The organism is Arthrobacter sp. D3-16 (assembly GCF_054408515.1).
The window spans coordinates 83,040-108,675 of sequence record NZ_CP096438.1 but is presented as its reverse complement, the minus strand read 5'-3'; the positions used below and the strand labels follow the sequence as shown (position 1 = coordinate 108,675).

The 25,636-nt window shown below is 60.6% G+C and carries 22 protein-coding genes and 3 pseudogenes; 14 read left to right on the top strand and 11 right to left on the bottom strand.

The window, feature by feature from the left end; translation table 11 throughout:
- The first annotated feature begins 1 nt into the window (after position 1).
- A complete protein-coding gene (locus M1D32_RS20500; RefSeq protein WP_458782284.1) occupies positions 2 to 1,159 on the top strand; it encodes a CapA family protein in 1,158 nt (385 codons plus the stop codon).
- Positions 1,159 to 2,559: an MmgE/PrpD family protein gene (locus M1D32_RS20495; RefSeq protein ID WP_458782283.1), complete on the top strand. Its 1,401-nt coding sequence runs from the start codon at positions 1,159 to 1,161 to the stop codon at positions 2,557 to 2,559. Before M1D32_RS20500 ends, M1D32_RS20495 begins: the two co-directional genes overlap by 1 nt.
- Before the next feature lie 25 nt (positions 2,560 to 2,584).
- Here M1D32_RS20495 and M1D32_RS20490 read toward each other — a convergent pair whose 3' ends face one another.
- A complete protein-coding gene (locus M1D32_RS20490; RefSeq protein ID WP_458782282.1) occupies positions 2,585 to 3,238 on the bottom strand; it encodes an N-acyl homoserine lactonase family protein in 654 nt (217 codons plus the stop codon).
- 205 nt (positions 3,239 to 3,443) lie between these two features.
- Between M1D32_RS20490 and M1D32_RS20485 the strand changes: the two genes are divergently transcribed.
- From M1D32_RS20485 to M1D32_RS20470, 4 genes are read left to right on the top strand one after another with little or no spacing between them, the layout of a single operon-like run.
- Positions 3,444 to 4,367: a transporter substrate-binding domain-containing protein gene (locus M1D32_RS20485; RefSeq protein WP_458782281.1), complete on the top strand. Its 924-nt coding sequence runs from the start codon at positions 3,444 to 3,446 to the stop codon at positions 4,365 to 4,367.
- Positions 4,368 to 4,373: 6 nt separating this feature from the next.
- Positions 4,374 to 5,297: an amino acid ABC transporter permease gene (locus tag M1D32_RS20480; protein ID WP_458782280.1), complete on the top strand. Its 924-nt coding sequence runs from the start codon at positions 4,374 to 4,376 to the stop codon at positions 5,295 to 5,297.
- Positions 5,294 to 6,097, top strand: coding sequence for an amino acid ABC transporter ATP-binding protein (locus tag M1D32_RS20475; RefSeq protein WP_458782279.1), 804 nt, complete (start codon positions 5,294 to 5,296; stop codon positions 6,095 to 6,097). Before M1D32_RS20480 ends, M1D32_RS20475 begins: the two co-directional genes overlap by 4 nt.
- Before the next feature lie 59 nt (positions 6,098 to 6,156).
- Positions 6,157 to 7,653: an MFS transporter gene (locus tag M1D32_RS20470; RefSeq protein ID WP_458782278.1), complete on the top strand. Its 1,497-nt coding sequence runs from the start codon at positions 6,157 to 6,159 to the stop codon at positions 7,651 to 7,653.
- A gap of 14 nt (positions 7,654 to 7,667) precedes the next feature.
- On the opposite strand, the gene M1D32_RS20465 is transcribed toward M1D32_RS20470, so the two are convergent.
- Complete coding sequence (locus M1D32_RS20465) at positions 7,668 to 8,105, bottom strand: PaaI family thioesterase (protein WP_458782277.1); 438 nt, start codon at positions 8,103 to 8,105, stop codon at positions 7,668 to 7,670.
- A gap of 106 nt (positions 8,106 to 8,211) precedes the next feature.
- Here M1D32_RS20465 and M1D32_RS20460 point away from each other — a divergent pair, with 106 nt between their 5' ends.
- The 6 genes from M1D32_RS20460 (at position 8,212) to M1D32_RS20435 (ending at position 15,073) form a co-directional block, all read left to right on the top strand.
- Positions 8,212 to 9,339 carry a CapA family protein gene (locus tag M1D32_RS20460; protein ID WP_458782276.1) on the top strand — a complete coding sequence of 376 codons (1,128 nt, stop codon included), beginning with the start codon at positions 8,212 to 8,214 and terminating at the stop codon, positions 9,337 to 9,339.
- Between the two features lie 42 nt (positions 9,340 to 9,381).
- A complete protein-coding gene (locus M1D32_RS20455; protein WP_458782275.1) occupies positions 9,382 to 10,569 on the top strand; it encodes a 2-hydroxyacyl-CoA dehydratase subunit D in 1,188 nt (395 codons plus the stop codon).
- The gene (locus M1D32_RS20450) at positions 10,566 to 11,873 is read left to right on the top strand and encodes a 2-hydroxyacyl-CoA dehydratase (RefSeq protein WP_458782274.1); all 1,308 of its coding nucleotides are present in this window, start codon (positions 10,566 to 10,568) and stop codon (positions 11,871 to 11,873) included. The genes M1D32_RS20455 and M1D32_RS20450 overlap by 4 nt, the downstream gene beginning before the upstream one ends.
- A gap of 85 nt (positions 11,874 to 11,958) precedes the next feature.
- Positions 11,959 to 13,242: a CaiB/BaiF CoA transferase family protein gene (locus M1D32_RS20445; RefSeq protein ID WP_458782426.1), complete on the top strand. Its 1,284-nt coding sequence runs from the start codon at positions 11,959 to 11,961 to the stop codon at positions 13,240 to 13,242.
- Between the two features lie 84 nt (positions 13,243 to 13,326).
- Complete coding sequence (locus M1D32_RS20440; protein WP_458782425.1) at positions 13,327 to 13,968, top strand: GntR family transcriptional regulator; 642 nt, start codon at positions 13,327 to 13,329, stop codon at positions 13,966 to 13,968.
- Positions 13,969 to 14,098: 130 nt separating this feature from the next.
- Positions 14,099 to 15,073 carry a zinc-binding dehydrogenase gene (locus tag M1D32_RS20435; protein WP_458782424.1) on the top strand — a complete coding sequence of 325 codons (975 nt, stop codon included), beginning with the start codon at positions 14,099 to 14,101 and terminating at the stop codon, positions 15,071 to 15,073.
- Positions 15,074 to 15,255: 182 nt separating this feature from the next.
- On the opposite strand, the gene M1D32_RS20430 is transcribed toward M1D32_RS20435, so the two are convergent.
- Positions 15,256 to 16,446, bottom strand: coding sequence for a cytochrome P450 (locus M1D32_RS20430; RefSeq protein WP_458782423.1), 1,191 nt, complete (start codon positions 16,444 to 16,446; stop codon positions 15,256 to 15,258).
- 153 nt (positions 16,447 to 16,599) lie between these two features.
- Between M1D32_RS20430 and M1D32_RS20425 the strand changes: the two genes are divergently transcribed.
- Positions 16,600 to 17,496 (top strand): PaaX family transcriptional regulator, encoded by an 897-nt coding sequence (locus tag M1D32_RS20425; RefSeq protein ID WP_458782422.1) that lies wholly within the window; start codon positions 16,600 to 16,602, stop codon positions 17,494 to 17,496.
- Positions 17,497 to 17,715: 219 nt separating this feature from the next.
- On the opposite strand, the gene M1D32_RS20420 is transcribed toward M1D32_RS20425, so the two are convergent.
- The 5 genes and pseudogenes from M1D32_RS20420 to M1D32_RS20400 all read right to left on the bottom strand — a co-directional run.
- Positions 17,716 to 18,294: a cysteine hydrolase family protein gene (locus tag M1D32_RS20420; RefSeq protein ID WP_458782421.1), complete on the bottom strand. Its 579-nt coding sequence runs from the start codon at positions 18,292 to 18,294 to the stop codon at positions 17,716 to 17,718.
- A gap of 48 nt (positions 18,295 to 18,342) precedes the next feature.
- Positions 18,343 to 19,455, bottom strand: coding sequence for an alcohol dehydrogenase catalytic domain-containing protein (locus M1D32_RS20415; protein WP_458782420.1), 1,113 nt, complete (start codon positions 19,453 to 19,455; stop codon positions 18,343 to 18,345).
- 207 nt (positions 19,456 to 19,662) lie between these two features.
- Complete coding sequence (locus M1D32_RS20410) at positions 19,663 to 20,205, bottom strand: IclR family transcriptional regulator (RefSeq protein ID WP_458782428.1); 543 nt, start codon at positions 20,203 to 20,205, stop codon at positions 19,663 to 19,665.
- Between the two features lie 57 nt (positions 20,206 to 20,262).
- Positions 20,263 to 20,436, bottom strand: a pseudogene (locus M1D32_RS20405) (helix-turn-helix domain-containing protein); the annotation flags it as partial.
- 96 nt (positions 20,437 to 20,532) lie between these two features.
- Positions 20,533 to 20,683: pseudogene (locus M1D32_RS20400) on the bottom strand (NAD-dependent succinate-semialdehyde dehydrogenase); the annotation flags it as partial.
- 182 nt (positions 20,684 to 20,865) lie between these two features.
- Here M1D32_RS20400 and M1D32_RS20395 point away from each other — a divergent pair.
- Positions 20,866 to 21,289 (top strand): annotated as a pseudogene (locus M1D32_RS20395) (DDE-type integrase/transposase/recombinase); the annotation flags it as partial.
- Positions 21,290 to 21,641: 352 nt separating this feature from the next.
- Here the strand turns inward: M1D32_RS20395 and pntB are convergent.
- The 3 genes from pntB to M1D32_RS20380 form a co-directional block, all read right to left on the bottom strand.
- A complete protein-coding gene (gene pntB / locus M1D32_RS20390; protein WP_458782419.1) occupies positions 21,642 to 23,117 on the bottom strand; it encodes a Re/Si-specific NAD(P)(+) transhydrogenase subunit beta in 1,476 nt (491 codons plus the stop codon).
- Positions 23,114 to 24,667, bottom strand: coding sequence for a Re/Si-specific NAD(P)(+) transhydrogenase subunit alpha (locus M1D32_RS20385; protein ID WP_458782418.1), 1,554 nt, complete (start codon positions 24,665 to 24,667; stop codon positions 23,114 to 23,116). Before M1D32_RS20385 ends, pntB begins: the two co-directional genes overlap by 4 nt.
- A gap of 640 nt (positions 24,668 to 25,307) precedes the next feature.
- A complete protein-coding gene (locus tag M1D32_RS20380) occupies positions 25,308 to 25,598 on the bottom strand; it encodes a hypothetical protein (protein ID WP_458782417.1) in 291 nt (96 codons plus the stop codon).
- Positions 25,599 to 25,636: the final 38 nt, after the last annotated feature.

Genomic DNA, 25,636 nt, shown 5'->3' with positions numbered 1-25,636 from the left:
AATGGAAACCTCGCCTTCCACCACGCAACAGCCTGTAACCGTTCTCGCCGTCGGGGACATAGGACCGGACAGGGAAAATGCCGGTGAGCTCTTTGCCCTAAACCAAGACCTGTTGCGGTCAGCGGACGTAACGTTCGGGCAGCTGGAGTTCATCCTGTCAGATCGCGGCTCCCGGCTTCCTCAGGTGCGGCATACAGTGCGGGCAAAGCCGCAGGACGCCCAGGCACTCGTTGATGCAGGGCTGGACATCGTTTCTTTCGCCGGCAACCACTGCATGGACTTCGGAGCGGAGGCCATGCTCGACACAATGGCTAACCTGTCCTCAGCCGGGGCGAAAGTTGTTGGTGTTGGCGCCAACATCACTGAAGCCCGCAGGCCGGCAGTAATTGAGCGCGGAGGGACGGAAATCTCGTTCCTCTCCTACAGTTCGGTCTTGCCGCACAGCTTTTGGGCGACAGAAAACCGGCCGGGCTGCGCCCCGATGCGCGCCTTCACTGTCTACGAGCAGGTCGAGCACGACCAGCCGGGAACACCGGCCCGGGTGCACACCTTTGCCCACCGTGAGGACCTTTCAGCCCTGGTCGAAGACGTCCGGCGAGAGAAAGCGCTTGGACGCTTCGTCGTCGTGTCAGTCCACTGGGGGATCCATTTCATTCCAGCCGTCATCGCCGACTACCAGCGTGATGTTGCCCATGCGGCCATCGACGCCGGGGCTGACGCCATCCTTGGCCACCATGCCCACATACTCAAGGGAATCGAGATGTACAAGGGAGTCCCAATCTTTTACAGCCTCGCAAACTTCGCGATGGACACACGCGTCACGCCCGAGCAGGTAGCAACAGTTGCCTTTCAGGAGATCCTCGCGCTTAATCCGGGATGGGTCCCCAACTTCAACTCCACGTTCAACTTTCCCCCGGACTCACGAAAGACCATCGTGGCAAAACTGACCATTGAAGACGGAAAGTTGTCAGGCGTCGGGTTCCTGCCTGGCTGGATCAACGACAACTCCCAAACAGAGCTCCTTAATGGCGAGGACCCGCGCTTCGATCAGGTGGTTGACTACATGAGGACGATTACCCGGGAAGCGGGCCTGGACACGGATTACAAAGTTGAGGGCGCTGAAGTGCGACCGGTTTCGTTGAACCGGGACGAGCTCTGATGGGAAGCCGGCCCGCAGGGGCTACCGCGCAACTTGCCCGGTTCGCCTCAACACTGAGATGGGACCAGGTGCCGCCCTCAGTCCGCGAGCATGCTGCGCGTCAGGTATTGGATGGTTTCGGGGCAATGCATGCCGGCAGCCGACGTCCCTGGACGAATGCTGCCCGTCAGTACGCCCTGCAGGAGGGAAAGGCCGGGTGCAGTTCCGTCGTCGGCACGGAGCCGAAATTACGCCCTGCTCAGGCAGCCTTCGTAAACGCCACCGCGATGCACGGTTTTGAACTCGACGACTACCACGTGCCCGCGGCCGTCCATGCCGGCTGTGTCATTATTCCGACCGTGCTGGGGCTGGCGGATGAGATAAATGCGGGCAGCCATGCGACACTCACCGCCATTGCAGCCGGTACAGAAGCCATTATCCGGCTCGGGCTATCGATGTCGCCCGAAATGACGCAGGACCGCGGGTTCCACGTGACCAGTGCATTCGGTGCCATTGGAGCTGCGGCGGCCGCTGCCAACCTGCTTCGCCTGGACCAGAACAGCACCCACCATGCCTTGGGCATTGCGGCGGCGCAAGCAGGCGGGACAACGGAATTCACCCGCTCCGGGGGTGAAATAAAACGCGTCCACGCCGGTTTTGCCGCATCCAACGGCGTACGGGCCGCTGATCTGGCCAGACTGGGACTTACCGCTCCTTCCGGGGCAATCGAGGGACCGAAGGGATTCGCCCAGGCCTTTGGAGGGCGGCGCGTGCAGCTTGAGCACATCACGCGGGAACTTGGGCAACGGTGGAACCTGGACGGGCTGGGAATTAAGTCCTGGAGCACGTGTACCGGAAATCACGCCCCCATTGCTGCCCTGGAGATCCTGCGCCGACAGGGGCTTCAGGCAGCTGACATCGCCTCCATTACGGTTTATACCGACCGTACAACAGCAGAACACTGCGGCCATGTCGGTGCCCACGTCAAGGACGTTACCGGCGCCCAGTTCAGCCTGCACCTCAGCCTCGCGATGCGTCTTGTGCTGGGGGGCAACGACCCAAAACACTACGCCGACCTTGAAGCCGCACACTTCAACATTCCCGACGTAACAAGCCTTGCCGAAAAGGTGAACATCCTCGTCGGCGAGGAAGAAGAAGCGTCCTTTTCAAAAGCACCGTCGGCACGACTGGTTATCAGATGCTCCGACGGGACAGAGATGACGTCGACAGCAATCGCCCCCGGTGGGCCCTCCTCCCCCTTTTCCTGGGATGAGCTTGGGCAGAAAGTGCACGCCTGCGCCGATCACATCATCGGTCGCGACGCTGTTGAAGGCACTGTTCAGAGAATCCGATCGTGGACGTTCAATGACCAGCCCGTGCGGGGTCTTTTGAGTACTCCGGCACCAGTGCCGTCGACATAAGCAGATGCCCTTTGGGGCTCGGTGCTCAGGACAAGGCCACCACTGTCTGGAAGGGGGAAGGGAAAATTGTTTTGTCATGGGAACCAAGGATCGTCGCCTCCATCCCGGAAAGACGCCGAAGACTGGACATGGCATCGGAAACGGAGGACACCACCCCCGGCAGGAGGGGTGGGTCGCACTCCATATTCGATGCCACGGGAACGAGGTCGCCGGCCAGGATGTAACTGTGGCCAGGGGTAGCGACGACCAGGCCTTGGCTTCCCGGCGTATGGCCGGGAAGGTGGATGACCCTAAGGCCCGGAAGCAGCTCAAGATCTCCTCTGACCAGTTGGACCTGATCAATTACTTCCCCCCAAGGCGGCATGAGGCCAATTGCCGGGGAGTCATAAGCCCGCTCCTGACCCTCTGGAGGCCGGAACGCAGCAACAAGTTCCCTTTCCTGCACGATGACTCGGGCATTGGGGAAGAGGGAAAGGTTCGAACAGTGGTCCCAGTGAAGGTGGGAGATAACAACAAACCGGACATCCGAGGGGTCTACTCCGAGTCCGCTCAAAACGGACCGTGGTGACTCTCCAACAGCCTCCTCCTGCAGCCGGTGGCGAAGGGCCAGGGGGCTTCCGGGAGGCGGCGTGCCAGTATCGAAGATGACCACGCCATGCTCTGACTGCAATACCCACATGACAATCGGAGCCTCGGTCAAATCATTCCCGCCGCCACTGGACAGCAGGCTTAAAGGAACACGAAGAGTTCCCACTTTCCCGGCCCAGATCTTCCACTGCTGATCCACTTCCACACCTCCACCTAATCGCCATCTTGTAACGCAGATCACTGTAATGTTAGTATTCTAGCCTGTCGCAAATTCGACCCGCACAAGGACGTGTACTGTGAAATTTCGAACGAATCTCTCTGCCGCCGCAGTAGCCGCCTCTGCGCTGCTGCTCACTTCCTGCGCGTCAGGCGCCGCTCCGAGCAGCACCCAGGCTCCGTCGGCCGGCTCCGATACGCTCTACAACGAGTTGCCCCAAAAGATCAGGGACGCCGGGGAACTTATTGTTGCTGCAGACGCTCACCCGCCCTACAGGAACGTCGCCGCCGACGGCAAAGTGACGGGAATTGACCCGGATCTGTGGGATGCCTTGGGTAAGGAACTCGGAGTCAAGATCAGTTTTCAGCCGGCCGCAGCACTTCCCGCTATTCTCACTGGCCTGGATACAGCGCGCTACGACGCCTACAACGGACCCATCGCCGCGACTCCCGACCGCGAAGCCAAATACGACATGGTGGCCTGGCTAAAGAATGACGTCAGTTATCTTTTCCCCACTGCCGATGGCAAGAAAATCGGTGGCATTCAGGACGTATGCGGGAAGAATGTCGCTCATGGTGTAGGGAACATCATCGAAGGTGAAGTCGCAAAGCTCAACCAATGGTGTGAAAGTACAGGACGGCCGAAGGCCGAAACCATGCCCTTGAAGGATACCTCTGCCACCATCCTGGCCCTGGCTTCCGGTCAAGCGGACGTGGCTGCCATGCCCGAAACGTCCGCCGTCGACGCCATGACCGCAACGCCGGACAAGTATGACTATGTGATCCAGGGAGCCGAGCAGGGCTCCTCAACCAAGTATCAGTCACTGATCACTCCGATCAACTCTGGCCTGGGTGGTGTAATGCTCAAGGCCTTCGAGCGGATCTTCGCCAACGGATCCTACGATTCGGTCGTCGACAAATGGAAGCTTGACCGGGTTAAAGTCGATGCCCCCTCCATAAACCCCGAAACAAAGCGAGAACCGCAAGCGGTTGAAAAGGGCTAAACGGTGATGACTACTAAAACCGAACACGTCCCGCCACCGTCCTCTCTGGATGATGTGGCCGCTGCAAAAAAGCGTTTCCGTCCAGCCCGGCTCGCGACCACTGTCATCGTGCTGCTGATCGCAGTGCAGTTACTCGTTTTTATGGTGACGAACGAAAAATTCGAGTGGAACGTGGTAGCCGAGTACCTGTTCTACCCGACCGTTCTGATGGGTGTAGGCGTCACGCTCCTGCTCACGTTCGTGGGGATGGTCCTGGGCTCTGTGTTGGGAACGTTCATAGCGGCAGGCCAACTGAGCGGGTCCCGGACCGCCCGTTGGTTCTGCAAAGTCTTTGTCGGCGTATTCCGCGGCGTGCCACCGCTGGTGCAGCTCATATTCTGGTTCAACCTGGCTTACCTCGTCCCCCGGATCGAGCTTGGCGTGCCTTTCGCCGCGCCATTCTTTTCACTTCCCACGAACACGGTCATGACGCCCTTGATGGCCGCCGTGATCGGGCTGACCCTGCATGAGGCGGCATACATGTCCGAAATTATCCGGGCCGGAATCATTTCCGTTGACCGCGGTCAACTCGACGCCGCGAAGGCCATGGGCTTCACGTCCGCGCAGGCGTTCCGCAAGGTCACCCTTCCGCAGGCCATGCGTGTCATCATTCCCCCGACAGGGAGCCAGGTTATCGGGCTCCTGAAGGGAACCTCCCTTGTAAGCGTCATTGGAATGACCGACCTGCTCCTTTCCACCCAGCTGATCTACAACCTGAACTACAAAATAGTTCCGCTGATTATTGTTTCCGTCGTCTGGTACTTGGCCGTGGTCTCGATCCTGACTGTGGTTCAAAGGAGGGTCGAGGAGAAATTCGGTCAAGGCTACGCCCTGACCTCCCCCACCCGCACCGCCCAGAAGCTCCAACTAGCGAAAGCCCTTGAACAGTGACCACATCGACAGGCAAAACGGTGTTGCAGGTACGGAACCTCAAGAAGTCATTCGGTGGTACTCCAGTCCTGGAAGGAGTAAGCCTGGACCTGCACGAAGGAGAAGTGCTGGCGATCCTCGGCCCGTCGGGATCGGGAAAATCGACGCTCGCTCGATGCATCCACATGCTTGAAACCATCGACGGTGGAGCCGTTTACCTCGACGACGAGATGCTCGGCTACGAGGAACACCACGGCCAACTGCGAGAGCGTTCTGAGCGGAACATCTCCGCCCAGCGGGCAAAGCTCGGAATGGTCTTCCAGCAGTTCAACCTGTTTCCGCACTGGACAGTACTGCGGAACATCACCGAAGCCGCCGTCACCGTTCACCACCAGCCAAAGGATGCAGCAAGGGAACGTGCTCTTTACCTGCTGCACGAGATGGGGCTGGGCGACAAGGCCAACTCCTATCCCAAGCAGCTCTCGGGCGGCCAGCAGCAACGAGTAGCCATCGCGCGAGCGATTGCAACGCGTCCCCGCGTCCTCCTCTTCGACGAGCCGACCAGTTCCCTGGACCCTGAACTGGTTGGGGACGTCCTTGGCGTCATGCGCAGGCTGGCTGAGAGGGGAACGACAATGATCGTTGTGACCCATGAAATGGACTTTGCCCGCGATGTCGCTGACCGCTGCATCTTCATGGCCGGCGGCAAGATAGTTGAAGAAGGAAAGCCCGATGCCTTCTTCCAAAACCCCCAGTCCGACCGGCTCAAGGCCTTCCTGGCCCGTCACATTGGCACAGCCAGCAGCAATCAGCCGACATAGAGAACACGATTCGTCAGAGCGCGAGCCGAGCGGGCGTGGCGCCGAAGCGCGGGGCAGCCATGACAACACCAGATACAAGCAGAAAGCAACGGCTAAGCCTCGCAGGCTTTGTAGTCGCAGTCGCGTTTACCGTTTTGTCCCTCGCCGACATGAGCAAGTTCAACGTAGCGATACCCGACATCAGAGAATCAACAGGAGCCACCCCAACACAACTGCAGCTGATCGTGTCCGGCTACATCCTCGCATTCGGATTGACGCTCATCCCGGCAGGACGACTGGGGGACGTCCGCTCACGCCGCGGCCTGCTCCTTCTCGGAATGGCGCTCTACACGCTGTCGAGTTTGGCATGCGCCGTGTCACCCACGCTTGAAGTCCTGGTCCTGTCCCGGCTTGCCCAAGGGGTGGGAGCGGGCCTCCAGTCACCCCAGATCATAGGACTGATCCAGGGCCACTTCACGGGCCCCGAACGTGGCCGCGCCTACGGGGCCTTCGGGGCCCTGGTGGGCGTGGCCACAGGTGTTGGCCCCGCCCTGGGTGGGGCAATTCTCTCTGTTGGAGGCGGAAACACCGACAACTGGCGCCTGTTGTTCTGGGCAAATGTTCCGATCGGAGCGCTAGGCCTGATAGTCACACTGCTGCTCGTACCCAGGGGTACACCGAGGCCCAGGAAAGCGACCATGGACCCGCTGGGTCTTCTCTTACTCGGGGCCACCATCGTCGCTTTCATGTTGCCCGTCATACTGACGACCGGAGCCCCAGAGGATAGCCCCTTACGATGGATCTGCGTGGCAGTCGGCTTCCTCGCCGCATACAGCTTCATCAGATGGGAAAAGTCATACTCGGCCTCCGGCAGGCAGCCCCTGGTGCCCATGAAGATGCTTCAACTGCCCACTTTCCGTCGCGGAATTCTCGTCGCATCGCTATTCAATGTGGCCATGGCGGCAGGATTTATCGTTGTCATGATGTTCCTGCAGGAGACCGGGGTCGATCCCGTGTCCGCCGGTATTGCCACAGTTCCCTTCGCTCTCACGTCGGCTGTGACATCCGCCGCCATCGGCCGGCGCATCGATAAATCCGGACCAGCGCTCATCGTCGCCGGCGTCGCCGTCATGATGCTCGGCTACGCGCTGGTGGCAATATCAGCAGTGTTGGCGCCTCATGATCTTCGCTGGATCTTCATCACCGGTTCGCTTGCGCTGGCAGGAGCAGGAGGAGGTGCAGTCGCTGCCCCGAGCCTGGCCGTCGCCATGCGTGACACCGACGCCGCCTTCGCTGGTGTGGCTGGATCTGTTGTCCAGACCGGACAACGACTGGGCACAGCGGTGGGTGCCAGTCTGGGTATTGCCGCCTACTTTTTCCTACTCCAACTCAGTGAACCGGGCACTCCCGTCCTTGACACTCACCGGCTGGCAATCTCAGGTACCTTCATTGTCCTGGTCGCAATTCTTCTCCTGAGCCTGCTCATCGCCTGGGTCGGACTCCTGTCCCCAGCGGGACAGAGAGTCGGAGGCAGAATGCGTTCCGAAATTGTCCAGGAGCGACACCAACGTCAGTAAGGTCACGGACTCCATCAGGACGGGTTGAGGTACGTCGTCTGCACGGAAGCCAGAAGCCGGCCCTCATCCAAGGACGTCACCGTCGTATCAGTCAGAATAAGGGTCTTCCCCGCCTTGACCAGCCGCGCTTTGGCTTCCGCGGTGCCGCTCCGGACGTTACCCAGCAGATGAACGTTGGACTGGACGGCAAGAGGAAATTGCTCCGGCAGCATCTGCTCCATGGCCAGGAAGGTCCCTGCGATGTCGGCAAGACCGAACAAGGAAGCGGCGGAAAACATCCCGGCAGGCTGGGAAATGGCCGGCCGCAGGGCCAGGCGCAGGACAACAGATTCGCTGTCACCTGAAACGGGCGTAATACCTAGGGTGACGGCGATGTCATCCCTGCCGAGACAAAAACGTTCCCATTTGCGTACAAAGCTCTGATCAGTTCGGGCGCTGGCGGACATGTTCATCTTTGAAGTCCTTATCGTTCGCTGGAAAAGTGTTGCTCTCATCACACTGTAATGTTAGCATTGCAGTAGCTTTTGAGAAACAGGTTCGGCTCGACGGAGAGACGCAATGACCAGAACATCCATCGACGTAATGCTTGTCGGGGACCTCGTCCTTGACGGGCCCGACATCCAGCGGCATTTCGACAACACCCGCGAGACCCTTTCCATGGCCGATGTGGCCGTGGGGCATGTGGAAGTCCCGCATACCCTGACCGGGGCGCAGGCCGTCTTCGCCTCACCTGCGCCCCTCATCGACCCTGCAAATCTTGATGCCGTAGGAGCAGCTGGTTTCGATATCTGCACGCTGGCGGGAAATCATATTTATGACCGAGGGCAAACGGGAATTGAAGACACCGTGGAGGCGCTGGAATCTCAGGGAATTCTGACGACCGGGGCCGGGCTCAACATCGACCACGCCCGCCGTCCGGCCATCATTGCGAGGGGGGGACGGAAGGTCGGAGTGCTGAGCTACAACTGCGTGGGGACCAGGGAAACCTGGGCTTCGGCAGGTAAGGCAGGGTGCGCGTTCGTCCGCATCCTGTCGCATTACGAGCTGGACTACGCCAGTCCCGGAAGCCCTCCGGAGGCTTTTACGTTTGCAGAACCTGCCTCCCTGGAAGCCATGGAGCAGGATATCCGCCAGCTCCGTGAGCTGGTTGACGTTGTCGTAGTCGCGCTCCACAAAGGTCTTGTCCACACACCTGCAACAATCGCTGACTACGAAAAGCAAGTTGCACACGCCGCCGTCGACGCCGGGGCGGACATCGTTATCGGACACCACGCCCACGTCCTTCAAGGCATCGAGTTATACAAAGGGAAACCGATATTTCACGGCCTGGGGAACTTCGTGACTACAACGCCGGCCCTGAACGTCTCCAACAACAACGACCCCGACGCACTCGCCTGGGCCAAACGCCGCAGAAAACTGTTCAATTTCGAACCAAGTCCGGGCTACGAAAAATACCCCTTCCACCCGGAAGCGAAACATGCCTTTATCGCCGCAGTAACCATAGGAAACAACGGCAATATCACACCCGGGTTTCTCCCCTGCGTCATCGGACCGGACGCCAGCCCGCGTCTGGTTGGCCGCACCCCTGAGGGGCAAGCGGTCGCCGAATACGTCAAGACCATCACCCGCGAGTCGGGCTTCCCCACTACCTTCACCTGGGACGGGGACCGGGTCCTGGTGGCCTGAGAGGCCGCAGCAGAAATCACAGAATTTACTCAAAGGAGCACCATGTCGCATACCGACACCACGTCGCGGGCACTTGAAGACGTTGCCGATCACTATGAAAACCCGGAGCGCGCTGCCCGGGAACACAAATCCAACAACGGAAAAGTTGTCGGCTACCTATCCAACAACGTCCCCGTCGAACTCATCGTCGCGGCCGGTCTCTTCCCCGTCGAAATCAAAGGCGACCCAAACAAGGGCACCGAGGCCGGGGACATCTACATGGAGCCGTTCCACGACGGACACATACGATCAATATTCTCCCGCGCCCTTGCTGGAGACTTTGACTTCCTTGACCTGCTCATCATCCCCAGAAGCTCCGAGGGCTACCTGCAGCTCTACTACTATCTTCTGGAAGCAAAAAAATGGCAGCCGGAACTCCGCCTTCCGGAAATCCATCTCTTCGATCTGCTGCAAACGCCGTTCTGGATCTCCGGACGATACGACCGCAAGCAAATCGACTCCCTCAAGAACAAGCTGACCGAAATCGCTGCTGCTCCCCTCGGGCCAGACGACGTACGACGCGGGATAGAAGCAGTCAACGCCTCAAGGGTACGTCTTGAGCGGATCAACTCCCTACGCCGCGAGTTCCCCCCCAGAATTTCCGGAACCGACATGCTTCGTCTCATCCGGACATCAGGCTTCCTTGACCGGTTCAAGTACAACGCCCTGCTGGACACAGTCCTTGAAAATTCGCAGGCAGCGCCCGGCATCCCAGGGCCACGACTAATGGTCAAGGGAACCCAGCACGACTCCACCGAATTCTACGAACTCCTTGAGGGCCTCGGAGCCGTCGTCGTGGCCGATGACCACTTCTCAGGTGAAAGATCATTTGAGTATCCCGTCGAAACGCACCAGGACAGCGACCTGGAAGCACTCACCCGAAAGTACCAGCAGTTCAGCGCCAGCCCACGCTCCTATCCGCAATCAGACCAGGATGCCAGGTTCATACAAATCGCCAAAGAAGCCGCGGTGGATGCAGTGATCTTCTACCTCGAGGAGAACGACGACACCTTCGGATGGGATTACCCCGGCCAAAAGCGGCTGCTCGATGAGGCTGGAATACCTTCCCTCTACCTGAAATACCAGCCGTACTTCTCACCCGATCATCAGGCACAGCGCAACGAAGTCACCAAATTCCTGCGGCAGATCGAATCTGCAACCGCGCCGGCCTTCACCCAGGAGATGCAGTGAACAACCCTTCAACCACCAAGGCCCCGCAGGCCCGAGCCACAGAGCGCCTCCAATCCAGCAAGTTGGCAGCAAATAAGCAGAAAGCATGGTTCGGTGACTTCCGCACCCGTGCAATGCAGAACGGCGAGCCATACATCATCGCCGACGGCGCAGCTCCCCACGAAATCGCGCACGTCATGGACATCCCGGTCGTCTCGACTGTCTGGTACTCCGCAATTATCGCCGCCAAGAAACTCTCACCCCGCTACTTCGGGCTTGCAGACCGCCTGGGCTACCACGAACGACTGGCACGCTACGTAAGCCTGCCTCTCTTCAGCACCCTGGACAATGACGCGGACGTCGCGCCCTACGGGGGACTTCCCAAGCCCCTGCTTCTACTGAGCCGCTTCCGGGGCGACTTCAGCCAGAGAATCTTCGAGCAGTGGGCGCAGGCATACGACGTGCCCCACTACCCCATCGACTGCAGCTCAGTGGTGAAACTCGGAGACAACTGGTGGGATGAGAACCAATACAACTGGGAAGAATTCTTCGGCACTGAACGGCTGGACCACCAGGTTGAGCAGCTCGAAGGACTGATCCGGGTCCTGGAAACCCTTACCGGCAAAGTCTTCGACTACGACGAGCTCACCCGGCAGATGCACCTGTCGAACGAGCTTGGTGAGGTGATCCGGGAAACCGCAGATCTGATTGCCGGCGCAAATAAGCTTCCCGTCTCGCTGAAGGACCAACTCCCGAACGTCATGACACCCACATGGCACCGCGGGTCACAGTGGTCCGTGGACCACCTGCGCACCTACCGCGACGAGGTGAAGCAGCGGATCGAGGAAGGTGTCGCCATCTGCCCGGACGAAAACGTCCGACTTATGTGGCTGAACAATGGCCTGTGGTTCGACACGGACTTCTACCGTGCCTTTGAGGAGAAGTACGGCGCTGTCTTCGTATGGTCCATGTACACCGACTTCGTCGCCGACGGATACCGCCGCTACTTCAAAGACGATCCGCTGAGGGCTTTGGCTGCCCGGCACCTCACGGTGAACGAACAGCTCCATCTTCCCGGCTGGATGAATGACTACGTCGTCAAAAAGGCAAAGGATTTCAGGATTGACGGGGCAGTACTCCTTATTTCGGACGGCGACCGCGCACAGGCTACAGCGGCCAATTTCTCCCGCCTGGCGCTCGAAGCAGCAGGTATCCCCGTCCATGTTCTTCACGCCAACACAGTCGATGAGCGGCTATGGGACGCCGAAGGACAAAACGCAGCAATGGGCGAATTCATTGAACAGCGGATCCTGCCCCGGAAGTAACTGACCGTCCCGACCCCGGGCCCGCCCGCCCTACTTATCCGGCTGGGAGCATACCCCGGACCGCTCATGATCTAAGAGGAACAACATGGAACAAACGAAGGTCGCTCCGGCCCCCGGGACCCCCAAGTCCAGCGCACCGCCCAAGCCTCTGGAGGACGTCGTAGTACTCGATGTAACCCTCGCCTTGTCCGGTCCGTACGCGACCCTGCTTCTCGCAGGCCTCGGCGCCCGCGTGATCAAGGTGGAAAATCCCCAGGGTGGTGACGCGGCGCGCGAGAATTCCCCCTACTACGGACGCGATGGGGTGAACTTGGGACGACAGCACCCAGATGACGTGTCCCTGGCCGCGCTGAGTCGGCTCCGCAACAAGGAAGCCGTCACGCTCAACCTCAAATCCCCGGAAGGGCAGGCCATTTTCCGGCAGCTGGCCGCTAAAGCAGACGTTCTGGTGCAAAACTTCAGTTTCGGAACCATGGAAAAACTGGGGCTTGGCTACGACGTCATCCGGAAGATCAATCCCCGAATCGTCTATTGCTCGATCAGCGGCTTTGGCTCGGAAACCACCCCCGGCGGCGGCAAAGCAATGGACTCCATCATCCAGGGGCTGAGCGGAGCCATGCTCTCAACCGGAGAACCCGACGATCCGCCCGTTCGAATCGGATTCCCGATCGCGGATCTCGCAGCACCACTGTTCGGAGTTATCGGCATACTGTCGGCCCTGCACCAGGCCAAGCGCACGGGCATCGGTCAGCATGTTGATGTGTCAATGCTCGGAGCCCTCACCTCCCTGGTTGCCGTGGAACCTTGGGCGACCATGGAGGCGCTGAACATCCCGACCCGCACAGGCAGCAGCATGCCCCGGTTGGCACCCTTCGGGAACTACCGGACCATGGACGGCTTTGTGGTCATCTGCGCTCCCCTTGATGCTTTCTCCCGTGGCCTTTTCTCCGCAATGGGACAAATCGAGCTCATCAATGATCCCCGCTTCGCCAGCCGCGACGACCGGGTCCGGAACTCCCGCGAACTTGACGCTTTGATCGAAGAATGGACCTCGTCCATGTCCACTGCCGATGCCATCGCTGCGCTTCAGGCAGCAGGCGTCCCGGCGGGTGAGGTACGGACGCCAAAGACCGCAGTATCAGACCCCGTAACGGTGCGGCGCGGCGAAACTGCGCCCCTAACGCATCCCCTCTACCCGAACGCGGATCCGGTCTACGGCCCCGGCGTGCCAATCGTGTTCTCGGGAGCCACCGTAGGCTTTGACCAGGCACCGCCCAAACTTGGCGCCCACACCGATGTCGTTCTTACTGAGCTGCTGGGATTTAGCGCGGAGGAAATCAGTACCTTGCGGGGCCGAGGTGCCATATAGACTGACGGTCGTTCATTTCAACGAGAAACCAGCGGCGGTAACACGATGACAGACGCAAGCGAGTTCGCCTCGACCGCAGGCACCTTGTCCGGCAGGATCTACGCCGTCATTAAGGACAGGCTGCTTCACGGCGTCTATCAACCGGGACAACGGCTACCGATCGAGACTTTGGCCCAGGAATTTGGTGTCAGCAAGCAACCCGTCCGGGAGGCGTTCAGGGCGTTGTCAGCGGATGGGCTGCTGGATATCAAACCCCAAATCGGTTCCATTGTGGCCGCCTACTCCCCCAAGGAGTTTGCGCTGTTCTACCGGGTCCTGGCCGGCTATGAACGCGCCGCTGCCGAAGCGGCGGCCGTGAACGCAACTGATGAACAAATCAGCCAGCTCCGGGCCTTTCTGCACGCCTCAGAAAGCCGTCAACTTCACGCTAATCCAACCGATCAGCTCCCCGAGTTCCGGCGCAGCAACCGGGAGTTTCACGCCATGGTACACGCCATGGCCAACTCCAGGCTTCTGACGATCCAAGGGCAGCGGTTGTGGGACCTGAGCGATTTTCTGCTGAGTTCCCTGCAGGGTCAGGACGGGGTCCGTGCACTGGCACCGAAGCAACATACTGAACACTGGGACATAGTTGACGCATTCGAGAGCCGGGATTCTGAACGGGCCGGTCTCATAATGCTGGACCACGTAAACAGAATCGCCGAAATGACCGCTCACCGGGTCTAAACCGGAGCCGACAGCCATTGATCCAAAACCCGGCCAACGAGCGGTGAGGAGCCTGGCTGGCCCTGAAAGAACGAGACCTCTTCAAGGACGTCCAAAACAAGGAACCACAGCACCCCATCGAAGGACCGCAATGTTAGCTGCCGTAGCAACTGCCCAGAACGCGGCCGATCCGCTCTCCTGCCTGAAGTTGATGGAAGTTCCGATCCCCTCCGCCGGCCCCGGCTGGACCCGAATCCGGGTCAGGGCTTCGTCCCTGAACATGCACGACATCTGGACACTCCGGGGCGTAGGACACAACCCGGATAACCTGCCAATCATTCTGGGCGGAGACGCCGCAGGGGTCACTGATGACGGACGCGAAGTATTGGTGTATCCGATCATTGGCGACGCCGTAGCCGGAGGCGGGGACGAAACGCTCGATCCGAACCGGGCTCTGCTCTCGGAAACGATTGACGGAGCATTCGCAGAATATCTGGTAGTCCCCGACCGTTGCCTCATCGACAAGCCGTCCTCTTTGAGCTTCGAAGAGGCAGCTTGCCTCCCGGTCGCCTGGTCCACGGCATACCGCATGCTGTTTACCCAAGCACGTATTTCAGCCGGCGACCGTGTGCTTGTACAAGGAGCGGGCGGCGGCGTGGCCTCCGCGGCCATTGGACTCGCAGCCGCTGCGGGGGCGATTGTTTACGCAACCAGCCGAACCGAGTCCAAGCGCCGGTTCGCGTTGGAGCTAGGCGCCCATGAGGTTTTTGAACCAGGTGCCCGCCTGCCTGAACGCGTGGATGCCGTAATCGAGACTGTCGGTGAGGCGACTTGGGCGCATTCGCTGCGGTGCCTGCGTCCTGGCGGCGCGGTTGTCGTCGCAGGAGCGACCAGTGGAGTGAATCCTGAGGCCGAGCTTGGCCGGATTTTCTACCAGCAACTAAGGATCCTCGGTTCCACTGGTGCAACAAAGCAGGAGACCGAGGCCATGCTGGGACTACTGGAGACATCCGGGACCCGGCCCCGTATTGACCGGGTGCTCCCGCTCTCCCGCATCCACGAGGGGTTCCGGGCAATGATCAATGGTGAAACTACCGGGAAGATTGTCGTCGCAGTTCCAGGGTGAACCCCTCTGGACTCCGGCTGCCACCCTACCTTGAGTCAAAGCCGCTAAGTACGCCGGGCGCTGGAGGGCCCGGACTTCGTACAACAAGGCCTTCAATCTACGGCCGCACTTTATTCGTCCAAGACCGCCGTGAACTGGGCGGCACCTTCCCCGTGCTGCCCAGCCGGCTTTGTGAAACCTGGTTATGCCTGTACGGCTCTCAGTGGCGTTGAGGACGGGCCGAACTCGAGCCAGTCGGTCATTTTGACGTCCCCAGCCAACTCAAATGATTTCGTCTTACGCAGCAGCGCCTCCACGCCGATACACAGCTCCAGTCTCGCAAGGGAGGCCGCCGGGCAACGGTGCGGACCCCTGCCGAATGCGATGTGCTTATTGGGCTTACGGTCCATGTTGAACTCGTGCGGGTCCTCAAAGACGTCCTCGTCCCGGTTCGCGGAGGGGAAAATCATCGCGATCGGCTCCCCGGCTGGGATCTTACGGTCCCGGATTTCTACATCGTGTGTGGCTGTGCGGGCAAAGACCCGGTAAGGCGAGTAAAGGCGCAGAAACTCCTCCACAGCATCGGGGATACGATCCGGGTTTTCACGGAGACGCTGCTGAAGCTCAGGATCACGTGCCAGATGGGTTGCGATACTTCCCAGAACTGCGCCTGGGGCAGCCTGAGACGCTGAGAGGAACTGGCGGATGCTGGCGACAACCATGTCATCAGGAATTGCCTCGCCTCTTTCACCGGCAAGGAGGAGCGCGGAAATCAGATCCTCATCCGGATTGAGCAGGTTCTGCTTGCGCGCAAAGACGATCTCTTTGGCCACTTCATAGAGTCGGTCGCTCCATTCGACGACCTTTGGTTTATCCATGGCCATTTGGGCCCGGTAGTACTGCACTTGGACCTCACGTGAGCGCAGCATCATGTCCAGGGGCAACTTCAGGATCAACCCAAAAGCCCGAGCAGCAAAGTATTCAGCGAAGTCGAGTGTGTAATCGAAGTGGCCGGCGGCAATCAGGGGATCGATCAGCTCGTCGGCAAAGCGACGAAGCTCAGGCTCAAGAACGGCCATGCGGCTCTTGGCGAAAACCGGAGTGACGGGCCGCCGGTAGGTCTCATGTTCCGGCGGATCAAAGTGAAGCGGAGGTCGTTTGCCCTGGTTTCGGGTGGCCGGCGGGACGACATTTTTTTCCGCGGTGCTGAAGCTTTCATGCTCCGTTTGAACGCGGATGATGTCTTCGTATTTGAAGAGCGCCCAAAAGCCGCCGAACGACTCACTGTGTGCCACGGGGCACTTAGCGCGCATCTCCTCGTAGTACACGTGCGAATTGTCGAATGTCTCCTCGTAATGAGGGTTGAACTCGTTCACGGCTTCCTGTTGAGCCACCGATGCCTCCTAGTTGCCGGGCCTTTCTAGGCCCCTTCAGCGGAGCTGCTCCGCTTTCCGCACAACTAAGCTTCGCATGATGCGTAACCGTCGTCAAGAAAATTGACGAGTAACTAGGTGGGCAATGGTCCCGTCTATGCGAAAGACTTAGCCATGAGCAATCTCAAACCCGTCCACGGCTCCCAGCAGTTCCTGCTGACGCTCCTTGGTACCTATTTCCTTGGAGTGGAGGACGATATCCCCTCGACGTTCTTCGTTGATGTGCTGGGCGACTTTGGCCTCAGCGAAACGGCGGCCCGGAACGCCCTGAGCCGCGTAGCGCGTCAGGGCTTCCTGGAACCTTCCCGGCGAGGACGGGCCACCTACTACACGCTGACTGAGCCAGCCCGCCGCCGTCAGCAACGCCGCCTTAAACAGATCGTAGATTTTGGCCGGGAGTACCGGGACTGGGACGGGCATTGGACCGTCATCACATTTTCGGTGAGTGAGGAGCAGCGCCACCTTCGCCACCAAGTCAGGCAATTGCTTCGGCAGTTCGGATTCGGTTTGCTCTACGACGGGGTATGGGTCCGACCGTGGGCGCTGGACGAGGAGTCCCGGCACGCATTGATGAACGCGGGTATCAACCGTATGACGGTTTTCAGCGGCGCCCCCCACGTCGATTTCGGCGCCGAGGGCAACCCCGCAGGCGCCTTCGGACTGGAGGAACTCAGGCCGCGCCTGGAATCATTTATCAAGCGTGCGGCAGACATAGTTGACGCCATTGAAGACGATGCCGTTTCGCCAACCATGGCATTGAGACTACGGATAGAGACTCTGCGGGACTGGCGGGAAATTGGAGAAGCCCATCCGGACCTCCCGTTCGCGCTGTTGCCTTCCGACTGGCCCTTACCGGAAGCGCGCGCCCTGTTTGAAAGGACGTATGACGGGCTTGCAGAACCCGCGGAGGCCCGAATGCGCCATCACATGATGCAGAGCACCGCCGATCTGGTTCCCTCTATCGGATCCCTGAGTACAAGCGAAGTAGCGCAACTGGAACCCGCCAGCTGACTAAGGACCCCGGCATTAAGCGACGGCGGCGTCCACTCGAACGACACACCCTGGACGGACCGACGACCGGACCGCTGTGCAGCGAGCTGCCGCCATCGTCCCCTGGCCCAAGGTCTGTCGAAATTGTCATATAGATTAACCGGCGCGGGTCACCCGGGGGTAAGGCCGGGCAGGGCGACCCGCGCCCATTACGTCGACAACCTCGTGCTGAGGTGCCGTTCAGGCCACGTCGCCGGGCAGAGCGGCAGTGAACTCTTCAAGGGTTATGACCTGAGCGAACAAACCCATCGACGCGAGGGACGCCTGATGGGAGGCATTGTCCGCAGCCGAGGTGGCATCGGAGAGGACGTAGGTGCTGTAACCCAAATCCGCAGACTGACGGACAGCCCCTTCCACGGAAGCATTAGTTGCCACGCCACACACGACAACATTCTCTATGCCTCGGGACGACAAAAGTTCATGCAGCCTTGAACGGCTGAATGGACCCGGCAACTGGTGGATGACCACTTCATCGGAATCCCGAACGTCCACCTCAGGGACGAGCGCACTGCCTTCGCTTCGCTCCTTGAGGCAACCCGCCTTAGCGACCATCTGTAGCAGCGGAAGCGCGCGGTTCAAGTCCGAGTAGTTGTCCATGAACGCTATCCGAAGCGGCACAACCAGGCCGCCGGCATCACGCAAAGATCGCATGGCCTTCCGGCAATGGGCGATTACGTCACGGGCCTGGACTTCAGGGTTGAACATCTGCCCAAAGGCAGTTCCTGGCGACACGATGTCGTGTTGCAGGTGGACCGCCAAAAGGGCAGTGGTTGCAGGGTTTAGGGTGACCACGAAAACATCCCCTGCTCAGTTGTTGGGTTTGACGATGATGGAGGTGAAACCGCCGGCGCGATCGGTGGCAGCGTCGATGGCTTGGTTCGCTTCCTCGAGGCTATAGTGCCACGCCTCGAAATGGCTCAGGTCAAGGGTTCCGGCGGCGGCCATCCGCGCCATTTCCTCTCCTTCTGCCACGCTGAACCACAGCGAAGTCAGCAGGCTGATCTGCAGCGTCATCAGCCTGTACATCGGAATAGGCAGGTCCTCCGGCATCGCTCCTATGCTCACCATCCTTCCGCCCCGGCGCAGTGCCCATATCCCCGCCATGCTCACATCAGCCGTAGCTTTGTCGCCGAGGGCGTCAAGGTAGACGTCTGCGCCCAGTCCATCGGTGTTCTGCCGGACCCAGTCGCCAACGTCGCCGTCGCCGTACGCCATCACCCTGATGCGGTCCGGAGCGATCTGGCGGATTCGTTCCAGCAGGGCCCTGTTCCGAGCGACACCGAAAATCTGCGTCGCCCCCATCGCCAGGGCCAGCAGCACAGCGCTCAGGCCGAGCGTGCCGGTAACACCCTGGATGAGGAGATTAGTGCCGGCCCGGACGTCGCCCTTGCGCAAACCCGAGTATGCGGTGCCAAGGTATCCGAACCGGGACGCATGGTCCAGCGGGACGTTATCCGGTATCCGGATAATTCCCGACGCGGGCCCTTTGACGTATTGGCACATCCCGCCGTGGGGGTAATCCTTGTGGATCTCCTTCGACTCGGGGCCGAAGCCGAAATATCCCTGGAAAGTGTATGCAGTGTCGCTCAGGGGGTCACCTGTCCGGGAGGCCCACGAGTCCACCGAATGCCGGCCGGGGTTGAGGTAGACACGGTCGCCCACCTTCAGGTTGCGTACACGTGCCCCAACCTGGCTGATAGTGCCTGCTGTGTCCATGCCGAAGATAGCGGGCAGCTCGGGCAACGGAAGGAACGATTTGAGAGACGGGTAGGTAGTAATGACATTGCGCAGATTCTGTACCAGATTCGCCGACTCAACCTTAATGATGACGTCGTAGTCATCTGGAACCGGAATAGGTACTTCATCCACTTCAAACTTGCCGCCTACCTGGTGCAGCCGTGCTGCTCGCATTGTGGTCATGGTGCTTCTCTTCATTTCTAGAGGTGAGGGTCACGGCAGTGTGACGCTCGTCCCATAGTGAGCGAAAGAGTCAGGCGCCGCTAGCAGGCGTTCCAATCACCGGTACGTTTTAGTAGATATTCTCTCTGCCGACGTCGCTCTCCTCGGAACGCGGCAAGCTATCGCTACCTGAGTCCTAAAGAAATCGAGAGCTGCCATCTCTAGATTTCAGTCTTCGGTCAGCGCACTGTTGCGGGGAAGCTGGCGGCCAAGGGCCAATGCTGCTGTGCGGACAGCAGGCCCCACCCGGTCGACGTCCAGAAGGCCTACAAATCCGGATACCGAAAGGGATGCGACCAGCGCTCCGCCGGAGTCCAGGACTGGACTGGCGACGCACGAGCTGCCAGGCGCTGATTCGTTATTCTCGTGGGCTAGCCCGATGGCTGCTACTTCAGCGAGTTCCTTCTGCAGCGCTTCTTCATCGGTGATGGTTCCCGGGGCGACTTTTTGCAGACCCGTAGCAAGAATCTCGTCCAAAACAGCCGGGGGTGAAAAGGCAAGCATTGCTTTGCCGACGGCCGTCGCGTGAGCGGGCATGCGGCCGCCGACGCGGGAGGGAAGCGGAGGTGCCCCCCTTCCCCGCAGGATTTCTATGTACACCACCTCTGTCCCGTCGAGGACGGCAAGGTGAACGGTCTGTCCTGTCGCATTGCGCAGGTCGACCATAATCCCCATAGCGCGCCGGCGGAGCTCCTTGGGTGTCACTACCATCTGACCCAATTCGAACAAGGTGATGCCGAGCCGATATGAGGAGCCCTGCCGCTCCAGAAACTGCAGTCGCAGCAGCTCGGATGTCAGACGGGCAACCGTGGACTTCGCCAGCCCCGTTCTACGGGCTATTTCGGAAACCCCTAAGGAGCGGTCCTCGGTTCTAAAGGCACCAAGAACTTGGGCGGCACGCTCTAGCACAGACGATGTAGTGTTCCATTCAGCGGTACGCATGGCTCCAGTATGGAAGAAAGGGACATCACAAACAAGATCTTTACAAGCGATCTGCGCAGTAGCTTCAAGGGAAGTGGCCCACTGCGCAGACTTCTTTTATCCGACGTAGGGGTCGGCGATGCCGATGTCCTCGGTGTAGAGGTATCCCTCGATGCCTTCGAGGGCGCCTTCGCGCCCGAGGCCGTACTGCTTTGATGCCGCCGAAGGGTGCTGCGACGTTGGAGATGACGCCGCCTCGGGCTCCCATTCGGATCACCATGCCCGCAAGTCTGGCCCATTGGACGACCGCTCCCGTGTTGACGCGGAACCGTCTCGCCGTTTCCTGCACAGAAGCACCCTGCAGGAGCATCGAATACGCGATGCTCCGATCTTTCCACGACACCGTCACGACGCCCTCCGATGAAAGGTGTTGCGCTGCCTGCTTGAAACCGCCACATCTATTCCGGAAGGATCGTCGGGTACTCGATGGACTCCCGGATGAAGTCCTCACTGGCCGTCACCGCACTGGAGAATGCGGTGACGGCACGCCGCCTGGCAGCAACCGTGGTCCACTCGGATCGCGGGTCCCAGTTCCGTCACGCCGATTCGTCGAATTACTCCGTCACCACGGGCTCATCGGCTCGATGGGCAGGGCCGGTGCGTGCGCGGGCAACGCCGCGATGGAATCGTTCTTCTCGCTGCTGCAGAAGAACGTCCTGGACCGTCAGCGGTGGATCACCAGACAGGACCTCCGACTGGCCATCACAACTGGATCGAAAGAACCTACCACGGCCGGCGAAGGCAAAGACGGCTGGGAAAACTCACGCCAATCGAATATGAAACAATCAACCGGACCGCGCTCAAAGCGGCCTAAGACCCTTAGTCAACAAAAGCCGGGGCAGTCCCCTCCAGCAGCTCGTGCCTGTAGTGGAGTAAGAATTCGTGCCTGTAGTGAAGACCAATCCAAGGGGATGCAGTCAGTTCGTCGATGTTCAGGGCCTGACGGGGTACCGGTGGTTCTTCCGCGCAGGGAGTCCGATCCGGCACATAGCGTCGGAAAGTCTTCAGCAGAGGGTACTTGGGAGGAACCCGGCGATTGGGCATGGTCTCGTCTCTTTTCACTTCTGTCGTCTGCCTCGGTACACGGATTTGGTTGTGTAACCCCGACTAGCGCCGCCCGGGTGTTGTTATATCGACCAGCAGAAAGGCTACGCTGGCGCCATCGGTTAGAACGCGCGGAGGATGTCTTCGACGCGTTGTTTGGCGTCACCGAAGAGCATCTGGGAGTTCTCGCGGAAGAACAGCGGGTTCTGGACGCCGGCGTAGCCGGCGGCCATGGAGCGTTTGAACACAATGACGTTCTCGGCTTCCCAGACTTTGAGGACGGGCATCCCGGCGATGGGGCTGCCGGGATCTTCGGCGGCGGCGGGGTTGACGGTGTCGTTGGCTCCAATGACCAGGACCACGGAGGTGTCGCCGAGGTCGTCGTTGATCTCGTCCATTTCCATGACGATGTCGTACGGGACTTTGGCTTCGGCAAGGAGCACGTTCATGTGCCCGGGCAGGCGCCCGGCGACGGGGTGGATGCCGAACCTGACGTTCACGCCCTTCTCGCGGAGCTGGTGGGCCAGTTCGGCCACGGGGTACTGGGCCTGGGCTACGGCCATGCCGTAGCCGGGAGTGATGACGACGGACGAGGCGTTCGTCAGCATCTCAGCCGTTGCCTCGGCGGTGATCTCGCGGTGCTCGCCCTGGTCCGCGTCGCCCTTGCTGGCGGGGGCGGCGATGCCGAACCCGCCGGCGATCACGGAGATAAAGGACCGGTTCATGGCCTTGCACATGATGTAGGACAGGTACGCACCCGAGGAGCCGACCAGGGCACCGGTGATGATGAGCAGGTCATTGTTCAGCAGGAAGCCTGCAGCGGCGGCGGCCCAGCCGGAGTAGCTGTTGAGCATGGACACGACCACGGGCATGTCGCCGCCGCCGATAGAGGCCACCAGGTGCCAGCCCAGCCCGAGGGCGAGGACGGTGACGACGATCAGGAGCCAGAGCTGGGAGTCGTTGACGTACCAGACGGTCAGGGCGATGAAGGCGGCGAGGGCACCGAGGTTGATGACGTTCTTGCCCGGCAGCATCAGGGGTGAGGACTTCATCCGGGCGGAGAGTTTCAGGAACGCCACGATCGAGCCGGTGAAGGTCACTGCGCCGATGAAGACGCCGATGAATACCTCGGCGTGGTGGATCGCTCTCAGGTCCGGGGACAGGTCCGGGGCTTCGAGGTGCCCGTTCCAGCCGACCAGGACGGCGGCGAGGCCCACGAAGCTGTGCAGCAGTGCGATCAGTTCGGGCATGCCGGTCATTTCGACCACGCGGGCGCGCCAGAGCCCGATGGCGCCGCCGACGATCACCGCGGCGACGAGCAGGCCCAGCCCGGTGAGGGCGTGACCGGTGCCCCAGGCGTCCTGCAGGGTCAGCCAGATCGTCGCGGCCAGCGCGATGATCATCCCGGTGATGCCGTAGATGACCCCGGCGCGGGCTTTCTCGTGTTTGCTCAGCCCGGCGAGGGACAGGATAAACAGCAGGGCAGCGACGACGTAGGCCGCCCCCGCGATGGAGTCGGCGGTCAACGGACCGGAGACGGTGTCAGACACGGTAAGGCTCCTCGATAGAATTCCTGCTGCTTCAGTGGCCGCGCTCATGAACGTGCCTTCCCGGCCGAGAACATGGCGAGCATGCGCCGGGTGACGGCGAAGCCGCCGAAAATGTTAATGCTGGCCAGCAGGACCGCGACGGCGGCGAGGACCTGCATCACGATGTTCTCGGAGGTGACCTGCAGCAGAGCCCCGACGACGATGATCCCCGAGATCGCGTTCGTGACGGACATCAGCGGGGTGTGCAGGGCGTGATGGACCTTCCCGATGACGTAGAAGCCGACCACGATGGAGAGCATCAGCACCGTGAAGTGCTGCGGCAGCGGCGCCGGGGCGACCGCGTTAATCCCGAACAGCACCGCGATCCCCGCGGCGAAGAGCCCGGCCTTGCCGGCCGGGCTGAGGCCTTCCTTCTTCTTCGGGGCGGTGCTTTCGGCGGCCGGGCCCTGGGTCGTGGCTGCGGGTGCGGCTGAGACCTGGACCGGTGGCGGGGGCCAGGTCTTCTCCCCTTCCCGGACCACCGTCACGGAGCGCTGCACCACGTCATCGAAATCGATCCGCAGCTGACCGTCTTTGTCCGGGGTCAGAAGCTTGAGCAGGTTCACCAAGTTTGTCCCGTACAGCTGGGAGGCCTGGGCCGGGAGCCGGGCCGGAAGATCCGTGTACCCCAGGATCACCACACCGTTATCCGTAACTATCCGTTCTCCGGCGACGGAGCCTTCGACGTTCCCGCCCTGTCCGGCGGCCATGTCCACGATCACGCTGCCGGACTTCATGCCGGCCACGTCTTCGGCGGTGAGCAGTTTCGGCGCGGGACGTCCAGGGATCAGGGCCGTGGTGATGATGATGTCCACATCGGCTGCCTGCTCCGAATAAATCTCAGCAGCCCGGGCGTTATACGCCTCAGAGGTGGCCTTCGCGTACCCGTCGGAGGACTTCATCTCCTCCTCCACCTCAACCTTGAGGTAGGTACCGCCAATGGACTTCACCTGGTCGGCTACCTCAGGGCGCGGGTCTGTCGCCCGGACAATTGCGCCCAGGCTGGACGCGGCCCCGATCGCCGCCAGACCGGCGACGCCGGCGCCGGCGACCAGGACCTTGGCAGGCGGGACCTTGCCCGCAGCGGTCACCTGGCCGGTGAAGAAGCGGCCGAACTCGTGGGCCGCCTCGATCACGGCACGGTATCCTGCGATGTTCGCCATCGAACTGAGCACATCCATCGACTGCGCCCGCGAGATCCGCGGCACCGCATCCAAAGCCAAAGCTGTAATGGGGCGTGCCGCCAACGCCTCCACCAGCTCCGGCCGCAGACCAGGGGCCAGCATCCCGATCAGCGTCGCACCCTCGGCCAGCCGGCCGATCTCCTCCCCAGTAGGCGGGTTGATCCGAAGCACCACCTCACTGCCCCACGCCTCATCGGCGCCGACGATCAGTGCACCGGCTTCGGCGTACATGTCGTCTCTGAAGGAGGCGGACTCGCCCGCACCCTTTTCGACCACAACTTCGTAGCCCAACCCCAACAACTGCTTGACGGTGGTGGGCGTCGCCGCCACCCGCCTCTCGTGACCCAACTCGGCCACAACGCCAATACGTGCCACGTATAACTCTCTTTCATCCAGCCGAGGCAAGCAGAAATTACTGCCCAGGCGCGGTATCGATTTATTTCTCTTTCAGGGATCGTCAGAAAGGCTTGACGCGTCACTGACCCTCCCCCGGGTGATGTGGGAATGCCATTGGGCCGAAGCCGGACCGTGGAGCTTCTCGGATACAAGAGCCGTCATACGTCCAGCATCCTGACACCTGGATTGCAAAGGCAGACTGGAACGACGGTTTTAACCGCTGCCGCAGCTGCGCGTCGTGGGTGACTTGTGCAAGTCCGGAACGATTGAGTGACCACGGGGGGTCATGGCGTAGAGGCCGATGATGACCGCAAGCCCGTCATGTGACGCTCGTTTCGGCATCCGTTAGGCAGCTCCCCCGGGCTCCGCCTGCCACCAGCCTTCCCAGGCGGCGGTGGTGATTTGTCCGGATGGAAAACCTCTTTCCGGTACTGCGTCGGCTGATTGGCCATAGTCGACCGCACTCTCGACCGGAGCACGTGCTGGATCATGACTATGGCTGTCTGCAGCACTACCTCTTAGGGCGGCCTGGCGGAAGCCGCAGGTGCCACTTTGCTCCGAAGCCGTTGTGCAGAATGGGAGGACAGCGAGGGTTTTTGCCACCGCTGTCCGCGGAGGATTATTGCAGTGCTTGGACGATCGCAAGTTTGTAGCCCTCTCGTTTGTCAATCATGGTTCTGCTGTCGAACCCATCTGCCGCTATCCAGATGATGTCTCCGGATGCGGTGACGTCGTCGACGAGCCCTGTTCGGATGACCCGTCCCTCCCGTCGGACCTCCACCACCGCGCCGACCAGCAGATGCCAGTCCTGGACAAAACTTGTCCGCTTCGCAGGTGTTGTCTCCTGCCACGCAAGAGTCGGAATTTCATCTGGTCCAAAAACGCGGTCGGGGAAATCTGCGCGTGTCATTCGCGTGACCTTTCAGGCGTGACCGGGGACAGGGTGAC